Raw genomic sequence first — 9,764 nt, forward strand, 5'->3', positions numbered from 1 at the left:
CATAGGTGATGTCAGCTACCCAAAGTTGATTTGGCTGCTCAGCAGTAAATTGACGATTAACTAAATCAAGTGGCTTATCTTGTTGCTCGTCAGGTATCGTTGTCTTATGTGCTTTACCCCGACGAACACCTTGAATTCCCATAACTCGCATCAATCGTTCGACTGTACAGCGGGCGACTTGATGGTCGTCAAGCTGTAGCTGCTTCCATATTTTTCTTGCACCATAAACTGACATATTATCCTCCCACACTTCGCGAATGAGTATTATCAGCTCAGCATCACGCTTTTTGCGGTTAGACAGTCGCTCAGGCTCTCTTTGTATCTGTTTATGAGAATAATACGTTGATGGTGCAATCGGCAATTCCTTGCAAATTGACTCGACACCGTAATGCTCTCTGCAAGCATCAATAAAATCCACTATTACTTCTGTTTGCGGTCGAGCTCCGCTTGGGCGAAAAAAGCGGCAGCTTGCCTCAGGATATCATTCGTTCGCTTGAGCTCTTTATTCTCGCGCTCTAAGATGGCAAGGCGTTCTTCAGTTGATGGCGTATTAGAAGAGGGTTTAGACGGTTGAGCTTGAGATTTCTTGACCCATGCTCTAAGTGTTTCTGGGGTACATCCCAGTTTATCTGAAATCGATACTAGCGCAGCCCAAAGAGAAGGGTATTCATGCTGTTGTGTGGTAACAAGCCTAATTGCACGTTCACGAAATTCTGATGTATAGCGATTTGATTTTTTCATAGTTCCAGTTTCTCAAGTTATTGAGTCTCTGGCAAACACGGGGCGATTCATTTTGCTACTTAGGTGTTCTCGGCAATTACCTCTACATTGCTTTGTATTCATGCAGTCGTATCTCGAAAGTTTTAACACAGTTAGTGCCAAGTTCAATCCTTGAAATTGATTGAGTATTATTGCGGATTGGTATAATGCGTGTATTTTCTTGTAGCGGCACTTTTATTGATTAATGTGTTATTTGCTGGGGCCAGGCACAATTCATAGAATAGTTACTACCAACTTTAACTGTGCAGGTTTATATATTCTTTGACTACCAGTCAGTTCGATTATTGCAGGAATAAAAGGGCGTACTTATATAATTTTAGTAAATGGTATTAGTGCCAAGCAATTTAATATCGTAAAAATGTACTTACCTGAGATAAATGCAAGAGGCTAAAAATATGTGCACAATTGTCAGTGTTAATTACTAACCTTAATAGTTGATTTAAATATAAAGTAGGTTCATTATTGCACGCTGTTTACGGTTTGCTTACTTTATATCTATAAGTTTGCTTTTATATACAAATAAAATAAATAGAAATTATGTACGAATACTCAAACAATTTAGAAATTAAGCTCATTGTTCGGTTCTTTTCCTCAATAGGGTTTATAGCAACGTTTTCGATGGCTAGCTTGGCATTTATTAACAACAGCTATTTATTAGCATTTACTTTGGTTGTTTCTTCGTTTGTTTACTTATCGGCGTTTAATATAGGTAGAGGTGTAGAGAAGTCTGCAACTGTAATTTTATATAACCTGTATGCACTAATGTTTTATCTTGTACTTACAGGAGGAGCACAAGGTACAGGGCCTATATGGATATTTATAGTGTCTCCTGTTACTTATTCAATTCGAGGGCTTAAACGAGGGACGTTTGATATTGTTTTATTTTTATCGGCGATTGTTCTCGGTTTTTATTGCGCTGATACATTTAATATATATGACTACAATCCTGAGCAGTTTCCAGTCAGAATCATACTCGCTTTTATAATTGTTGCATCGTTGAGTGGTTATTACGAATTTTCAAGAGAAAAATACAGCAGTAAATTAATTGCTTTAAGCAAAAAAAATGAATTTTTAGCAACTATAGATCCACTCACTAATCTGCCAAACCGCCGTTTCACTATGAATAAGCTTATAGCTTTTAAAAATGAGCTTAAAAATAATAATATCCCGTTTGTAATATTATTAGCTGATGTAGATAATTTTAAAAAAATTAATGATCAATTCGGCCATGATTTTGGCGATGAAGCTCTTATCCATTTAGCCAAAACATTTGAAAATAATATTCCACAAAATGCGATTGCTTCACGTTGGGGCGGTGAGGAGTTTTTAATTGTGATTCCAAATGTAACCGTTGATGAGGGCGAGCTCGTTGCAGAAAAAATCCATAATGCCCTTAAAGCTTCAGCTGTAAGCTTATTTTCAGATAGTACCAATATTACGCTAAGTATTGGTGTTATCTCTGCAAGTGCCGAACGCTCAATTGATCTTGATATCAAGCGTGCTGATGAACTACTTTATAAAGCAAAAGCGCAAGGTAAAAACAGAACGTGTTCTTCTTAAAAGTTTATCTACTTTAATCCATTGAAAACGAATCAAGTGATGGCTTTATTTTAGCCTTTCTGCGCTTTACGCTCATGTAACACATTGCATTACAGGCAATCTGCATTGTAATTAATAGCCAATAACTGATGCCTAAGTCACTTAGGTTATTTATTTTTTCGCTAGTAAAGTAATAGGCTACGGCGATTATCTGAAGAACTAAAAAGCTATTTAAAAACCTCAGTAAACGCTGTTTAAAGTAAGTATGCTTATATTTACTAAAAATTATTAAACAGCTGCTTAGCGCTAATAAAAACCAACTTAAAATGATACAAAAATTAACTAAAGTACTGTGCATTATTTAATCCTTCAAAGCTCTATTAACCAATATTAGGCATGGGCCATTATTAGTTCTTTAGCATTCGCTTTAGCTGTTTTACTGATATTATCACCACCAAGTAAGCGAGCTATTTCATTAATACGACCATCTTTATTCAAAGGCAGCATATGAGTGAACGTTTCGCCTTGTGCTATTTCTTTAGCTACAAAAAATTGTTGGTGTGCGCTACTAGCAACTTGCGGTAAATGGGTAACACAAATCACTTGAGTAGACTTACCTAACTGGCGCAATAGTTTGCCTACGGCTGATGCCGTAGGGCCAGAAATACCTACATCAACTTCATCAAAAATAAGCGTTGGGGTTGTTACTTTTTGGGCAATAATTACCTGTATAGCAAGGCTAATTCGCGAAAGCTCACCACCTGAGGCTACTTTAGCTAACGGCTGAAGTGGCTGCCCAGGATTAGTTGATACTAAAAACGACACATTATCGTACCCTAAGCTATTTGGTGCGCGGCTACTCTCTTGAGTTAAAGCTATTTCAAATACACCGTTTTCCATCGATAAATTAGCCATGCTTTCACTTATTAGTGTGTTAAGTGTATTAGCATACTCATAGCGACTTTTACTTAGTTCATCGGCAGCTTGCTTATAACTAAGTAACGCGCTTTCTATTTCTGACTCTAGTTGCTCTAGACGATTACTATTATTACTTATTGACTCAAGCTCTTGAGCAATCGATTGATGAAACTCAACTAGCTGCTGTGGTTTTATGTGATGCTTACGCGCTAAATCCATCGCACCGCTTAGTCTATTTTCTACTTCACCTAAACGAGCAGGGTCTAAATCTGCTTGCTCAGTATAATTTCGAACTTCACGGCTTGCTTCTTCAACTTGTACTGCGGCTTCACTAAGGAGCGCTGCTACGCCCGCTAAGCTTTCGTCGTATTGAGCCAGCTCAGCGAATTGTTGGGCACTGTGCTGCAGCATTGAACAAGCATTTTGTTCATCACTTTCATATAAATATTGTAATTCACGTTGGCACGATTCTAATATTGTTTGGCTATTACTAAGTTTGTAATGCTCGGCCTCAATTAAATCAAACTCACTTTCTTGTAAGGCAAACTCATCGAGCTCTGCAACTTGGTATTCTAACAATTGTTTTTGCGCTGCTTGTTGCTGCTGTTGTTGCTCTAAATGTTTAAATTCTTTTTGTAAGTTAGCAAACTGTTTATAGTTGTTATTTACATCATTTACTAAGTGGTGATGCCCTGCATAGGCATCTAAAAGCTGTAACTGATGCTCAGCTTTTAATAAGTGTTGGTGGGCATGTTGTCCATGAATAGATATTAAATATTGACCAAGTTCTTTTAATTGTGATGCGGTAACGGCACTGCCATTAATATAGCTTTTACTGCGTCCATTTTTGCAAACAACACGACGCAATAAACATTCATTATCGTCATTGTTTAGCATATGTTGCTCTAAAAACGATTGAGCTAGCGGTAAATCTGTTAGGTCAAATTGAGCGCATACTTCTGCTTTATCAGAGCTTGGGCGCACTGCTGATGCTTCAGCTCGTTCACCTAAACATAATGATAGCGCATCAATAGCAATAGATTTACCAGCACCTGTCTCGCCTGTGATCGCGGTCATACCGCTGCGCCATTCTGTGCTTAAATTACTAACAATTGCAAAATTTTTAACTTCTAAACCAATTAACATACTGTTTATCCATCCAGTCAATTAACTGTTAATTTATACAGTGTTTTGGTTTTTTGCAAATTAATTTTTTATTATTTATGCAACGCTTACATCTTGAGTAAATTGTGTATCAGAAGTTTTTGGGGAGGTATCAATTTGATCATCAACAATATCAGTAGTTTGTATAACGTCTTCGGTTTTAAGTAGCCCGATAAGTGGAGGTAAAGTATTTAGGTAAAAACTCTTATTGTATAAAATTCCTTGCTGAGGTAACTCAGATACAAAGTACTGTATATTATCAATCAATGGTTGGATTATATTCGTTTGATTAGTTTTAATTAACTCGTTGGACAACGTATTAATTAGTAGGTCAGCGGTATCTTCAAGTTGCTGTAAATTCTCTTCTGTATGCGATTGAACAACAAAAAAATTATTTACAATAGCTTGAATACGAGGAACGTATTTTGGGCGAATTATTTTAGCATCAAGAAGATCATTAAGTTTTACTCTAAGGCGTGAATTTACATGCGAAACACGTTCATTAAATAGCTTTTTTCTAGCTTCGATTGCTTTTTTGCGATTACTCTCAATTTTGAGGTAACTGTATAAAAGTGTAATTAATAGCAGTAAAGCAAAGAATACTACATAAGTCATTGCCGTTTGTTCCTGAAATGTTTAATTTTTAGTTGTTACTAATATTTTGCTCTATCGTTTAACTTTTGGCAATAAAATTAGTACAAACGACTACCCCAATTTAGTTTTGTACGTAAAACGTTGTAGTACGAGTAATTTTTTGGATGAATTAAGCGCAATTGTTTATCCGCTTTTTTAATTACTACCTCATCGCCGGGTAATACGGCAAGCACAACATGGCTGTCGCAACTTACTTGCAAGCTATCTGTATTTTCTAGGCTTAGCTTTAAGCGTACTTCGTTATCGGCATCGACCACTAAAGGTCTGCTAGATAAGGTATGAGGAAACATAGGCACTAACGATATTGCATTTAGCTCTGGCGTTAAAATTGGCCCGCCACCTGAAAGTGAATATGCCGTAGAGCCAGTAGGGGTTGATACTATTAAACCGTCAGAGCGCTGAGAGAACACAAAGTCATTATTTATAAAAGCTTCAAACTCAATCATATGCGCTACTTTATCGGCATGAAGTACCGCTTCGTTAACGGCAGAATTTGCACTCTTTAATTCGTTGTGGCGATATACTTCTACTTCTAATAAAAAGCGTTTTTCTTCAAGGTACTCACCACTGAGGACTTGCTCTAAGCTCGCTTCAAACCCTTCAGGGTTTAAATCAGTTAAAAAGCCAAGGTTACCTCTATTTACTCCAATTACAGCAATGTTAAAGCGCGCAAGCACGCGTGCAGCACCAAGCATGTTACCGTCACCGCCTACAACAATAGCTAAATCGGCTTGTTCTCCTAAGTCGACTAACTTAACAAGTTTGTCATGCGGGATATCGTCTAATTGACTCCCTGTGCGTTTTTCTACTATTACCTCAAAACCAAGCGCAAGTAGAAATGTATGTAAGCGCTGAAGGGTAGCAGCGGCTCCCGGGTGATTAGGTTTGCCAATTAGTCCAATGGTATTAAAAGGAGAGTCCATAATGTACGCACAAAAAGATTTAATAATTGTAGAGTAACTCAAAACAGAAGTGTTTGAAAATACAGATTATAGCAATATTATAAACCTTCAATTTTATTCGCAGTCAGTTAACTGCACGACTTGAAAAACAACTAGACGCCCCGATATCTCTTTCATGCAACAAGATGTAGATACCATGAAACTAAACTCACGAGATCAGCAAATTTTTTCAGCTGTTATGAACATGTACTGTAATGGTGAAGGCTTGCCTGTTCCATCAACAAAAATTGCCAAGCTCAAAGGCATGGCAGTATGCTCGGCTACGGTTCGTAATGCTATGGCTCGCTTAGAAAAAGTGGGGCTATTGTATTCACCTCATACATCTGCAGGACGAGTGCCCACAAATGAAGGGTTTGATTATTGGTTTGACGAGTTTTTTCCACTCGCTGACATTGCTAATTATTGGCAACCAGAGCAATCACAACTCGTTGAACTAGCACATGGTTTGAGCCAAAAATACCAAATATGTTGTTGTGTTGGTTTACCACAAGTCAGCTCGCAGCAAGTGTTTAGAGTAGAAGTGCTTGATTTTGATTCTACCGACTGGCTTATTCTATTAATAGACAGGGCTGGGCAGAGCCACAACATTTGTATTGATAAACCTCATGATTCGTCAGATTCTGTTCGTTATCAGTTTGCAACATGGTTGAACACCGTATTTAGCCAACAAACTCTTATGGAGGGTTTGTATCGTATGCAGGCGATGGCAAATACAGCGCCTCGAAATTGTCATGATTCGCTTAATCAATGGACGCGACAACTAAGTCAAAAATTAGGCTCAGATAATAGTATTGTAGTTGGCGAAAATTACCTCTATAAACAAATCGATTGTGAGCAAAGTTTAAATATTGGTGTTTCGTTTTTAAATTATGTAGAAGATAAACTCGCTTTTAAAAACGGTGTATCGGTACTTAATAGCGAAAAATTGCCTTTTACTGAGTGTGATGAATTGATCGTAATAAGCGTGCCGTACTTTCAAAATCAAGAATACCAAAGCCGCTTTTGTATAATTTGCCCTAAATCAGCGCAAATCGAAGAAATAATTCGAGAATTTAAATTAATTGAGGCATCTAACTCTTGAATCTTTTTATTCAATCCCCATAATTACCGCAGTTGTAAAGAATTGGAGCACGTATTTTATGTCTGAGCAGACACAAAACCCTGAGCAAGAAGTAGAATTAAACGAAGAAATTTCTAAAATGCAGGCTGATGTAGAAGCAGCAGTAGAAGCCGCTGATCAACATGCAGAAGAAGAGCAAAGCCCTGAAGCAAAAATAGCTATGCTATATGCAGAGCTTGAAGCTGCTAAACAAACTATTGCTGATCAAAAAGATGGTGTTGTTCGTGCTGCAGCAGACGTAGACAACATTCGTCGTCGTGCAGCACAAGATGTAGAAAAAGCGCATAAGTTTGCACTAGAAAAATTTGCTAACGAATTACTACCTGTAATTGATAATCTTGAGCGTGCTATTGAGTTTTCTGATAAAGAAAATGAGACTTTAAAGCCGTTGCTTGAAGGTATCGATATGACAGTTAAAAGCTTTAACGATGCTGTTGCAAAGTTTGGTGTTGAAATTGTAAACCCACAAGGTGAGCAGTTTAATCCAGATTTTCATCAAGCAATGTCAATTCAACCAAGTAACGATGTAACACCTAATACAGTACTTGCTGTTATGCAAAAAGGTTATACATTAAATGGTCGTTTATTACGCCCTGCAATGGTTATGGTTTCTAAAGCTGCTGATGCTTAATTGAATTATTAGTTTTAAAAAATGCCTCATATTGAGGCATTTTTTTTGTCTTTTTTATAGTGAATTAACTGTACGAGCATAGTAAGCAACACAGCGCTAAACATTAGACTTGAAAATGGCACTGCGCTTTTTGCATGCATAATAGCGAGTAGTGGGCCAACTAACGCGCCACTGCCAAAACGAAGTGTGCCAATTACGGCCGTTGCCGTGCCTGTGTTTTTTTCAAACTTCATTAATATTAGCGAGTCAGCATTACTTGCAGTGACGCCTAAGCTCATCATTAATGGCGCAATAGCAGCCACAATATAATAAAGTGATAAATGCAATAAGCTAAATGTTAGCAAAGCCAGCCCCGATACAAATCCAAATGTAAGCCCAATATAGAGCATTTTCCGAGAGCCCAGCCTTGGTACAATTCGCGTATTTAAAAAGTTACCAAACATCAGCGCCATTACATTAAACGCAAATAACACACCAAATAACTGTTCTGACACTTCATATAAATCTAAATAAATAAATGGTACTGAGGTCAAAAAGCAAAAAAATCCAAACGATACAAACATAGAACTGAGTATGTCGGCACGTGCATCTTTATTACTGAGTACTGTTTTATAGCTGTCGAAAAACAGAGCGAGACCCTTTTTTTCATTTTTGTGAATAGGAATATCAATTAGATACACTTGCACAAACGCCAATATTAAAAAGCTATAACCAGCAAGAACCAAGAATATTGTTGACCAAACAGAAAATCCTAAAATAAACGAACCAACAGAAGGGGCAACTAACGGTGCTACCATCATAATCATCGACACATACGACATTCCCTTAGCTGTATTTTGCTGATAAATATGGCGAATAATACCCGGTACTACAACCGTTGCTGCCGCTCCCGTAGATGCTTGCACTGCTCTAAGAGTCCAAAAAGCATGGATTTCGGTGGTAAATGCCAGTGCAAGTGAGCTTGCACCAAATAAGGTTAAGCCGATACGTGCAAGCTTACGGCGGCCAATTTGATCGGCAATGGGGCCAAAAAATAGCATCCCTAATGAATAACCCGCTAAGTAAATACTCAAGGATATTTGTACATTGGGCATATTAGTGTGTAAATCGTTTGCAATTACCAGCATGGCAGGTAAGTACATATCTATCGCCAATGGCGTAATCGCCACTATACTGGCCAATAAAGGCAATAAAATACGGGTATTAAAAGACGAGGCTGAGGCGTCCATATGTAAACTCAACAATCACTAAAAACAAGGGTTATAGTGTAACAGGGCATTGTATTTGAATAAACTTAGTTTGCCCGCTAAGTTTATCGTCATATTGTTTTTTTTTAATATAACGGTACATAAAGCAAATATTTTAAATTGGTACTGTGTTTGCTATTCTACAAGCAATAAAAAATTCATTACTTAAGAGAATTATCATGAAAAAACTAGTACTTGCAGTATTAGCGACAGCCGTTTTAGCCGGTTGTAAAACGTCACCAACAGGACGTACTCAAATAGCGCTTTACTCAGATCAACAAATGAGTGAAATGGGCACAGCTAGCTTTGCAGATATGAAAAAAAGCCAACCAATTAATAAAGATCCAAAAACAAATGCATATGTAAATTGCATTGCTGAAAAAGTAGTCGCTGTATTACCAAAAGAATACGCGTCGCAAAATTGGGAAGTAGTGGTATTTGAAGATGAATCTGCTAACGCTTTTGCACTACCTGGGGGTTACATTGGGGTTCATACGGGCTTATTAAAAATAGCCACCAATCAAGACCAACTAGCAACAGTACTAGGTCACGAAGTAGGGCACGTAATAGCTGAGCATTCTAATGAGCGTGTTTCACAAAGCTCTATTTTAGATACCGGTATGCAGCTGGGCAGCGCGGCACTTGAAATGGGTAATATTCAATACCGTAACGAAATTATGCAAGGCTTAGGTTTGGGCGCACAATATGGAGTTGTTTTACCATTTAGCCGCTCTCACGAATCAGAAGCC

Annotated in this window: 10 protein-coding genes, 1 pseudogene and 1 other annotated feature (1 of these 12 running past the window's edge); of the genes and pseudogenes, 4 read left to right on the top strand and 7 right to left on the bottom strand. The window is 37.7% G+C overall.

The window, feature by feature from the left end; translation table 11 throughout:
- Both L655_RS0104335 and L655_RS0104340 read right to left on the bottom strand, forming a co-directional pair.
- The coding region (locus L655_RS0104335; RefSeq protein WP_139016270.1) for an IS3 family transposase at positions 1-418 on the bottom strand (418 nt) is incomplete at its 3' end.
- Positions 347-463, bottom strand: a sequence feature (AL1L pseudoknot). It overlaps the preceding gene by 72 nt.
- On the bottom strand, positions 421-741 hold the full coding sequence (locus L655_RS0104340; RefSeq protein ID WP_024604194.1) for a transposase: 321 nt from the start codon (positions 739-741) through the stop codon (positions 421-423). (Overlaps the previous feature by 43 nt.)
- Positions 742-1,317: 576 nt before the next feature.
- Between L655_RS0104340 and L655_RS0104345 the strand changes: the two genes are divergently transcribed.
- Positions 1,318-2,340, top strand: a complete 1,023-nt coding sequence (locus L655_RS0104345) for a GGDEF domain-containing protein (protein WP_342626694.1) — start codon at positions 1,318-1,320, stop codon at positions 2,338-2,340.
- A gap of 13 nt (positions 2,341-2,353) precedes the next feature.
- Here L655_RS0104345 and L655_RS0104350 read toward each other — a convergent pair whose 3' ends face one another.
- The 4 genes from L655_RS0104350 to nadK form a co-directional block, all read right to left on the bottom strand.
- The gene (locus tag L655_RS0104350; protein ID WP_004335381.1) at positions 2,354-2,677 is read right to left on the bottom strand and encodes a hypothetical protein; all 324 of its coding nucleotides are present in this window, start codon (positions 2,675-2,677) and stop codon (positions 2,354-2,356) included.
- 32 nt (positions 2,678-2,709) lie between these two features.
- Positions 2,710-4,383 carry a DNA repair protein RecN gene (gene recN, locus L655_RS0104355; protein WP_024604213.1) on the bottom strand — a complete coding sequence of 558 codons (1,674 nt, stop codon included), beginning with the start codon at positions 4,381-4,383 and terminating at the stop codon, positions 2,710-2,712.
- Between the two features lie 75 nt (positions 4,384-4,458).
- Positions 4,459-5,016 carry a hypothetical protein gene (locus L655_RS0104360; protein WP_024604214.1) on the bottom strand — a complete coding sequence of 186 codons (558 nt, stop codon included), beginning with the start codon at positions 5,014-5,016 and terminating at the stop codon, positions 4,459-4,461.
- A 77-nt stretch (positions 5,017-5,093) separates the two neighbouring features.
- Positions 5,094-5,978 (bottom strand): NAD(+) kinase, encoded by an 885-nt coding sequence (gene nadK / locus L655_RS0104365; protein WP_004335384.1) that lies wholly within the window; start codon positions 5,976-5,978, stop codon positions 5,094-5,096.
- Between the two features lie 154 nt (positions 5,979-6,132).
- Between nadK and L655_RS0104370 the strand changes: the two genes are divergently transcribed.
- Positions 6,133-7,098, top strand: coding sequence for an HrcA family transcriptional regulator (locus tag L655_RS0104370; protein WP_024604215.1), 966 nt, complete (start codon positions 6,133-6,135; stop codon positions 7,096-7,098).
- Positions 7,099-7,156: 58 nt separating this feature from the next.
- Complete coding sequence (gene grpE, locus L655_RS0104375; RefSeq protein WP_024604216.1) at positions 7,157-7,768, top strand: nucleotide exchange factor GrpE; 612 nt, start codon at positions 7,157-7,159, stop codon at positions 7,766-7,768.
- 26 nt (positions 7,769-7,794) lie between these two features.
- On the opposite strand, the gene L655_RS0104380 is transcribed toward grpE, so the two are convergent.
- A complete protein-coding gene (locus L655_RS0104380; protein ID WP_024604217.1) occupies positions 7,795-8,997 on the bottom strand; it encodes a Bcr/CflA family efflux MFS transporter in 1,203 nt (400 codons plus the stop codon).
- Positions 8,998-9,194: 197 nt separating this feature from the next.
- Here L655_RS0104380 and L655_RS01000000125065 point away from each other — a divergent pair.
- Positions 9,195-9,764, top strand: a pseudogene (locus L655_RS01000000125065) (M48 family metallopeptidase) (it continues 202 nt past the right edge of the window).

Source organism: Pseudoalteromonas sp. TAE79 (assembly GCF_000498015.1).
Lineage (GTDB): Bacteria > Pseudomonadota > Gammaproteobacteria > Enterobacterales > Alteromonadaceae > Pseudoalteromonas.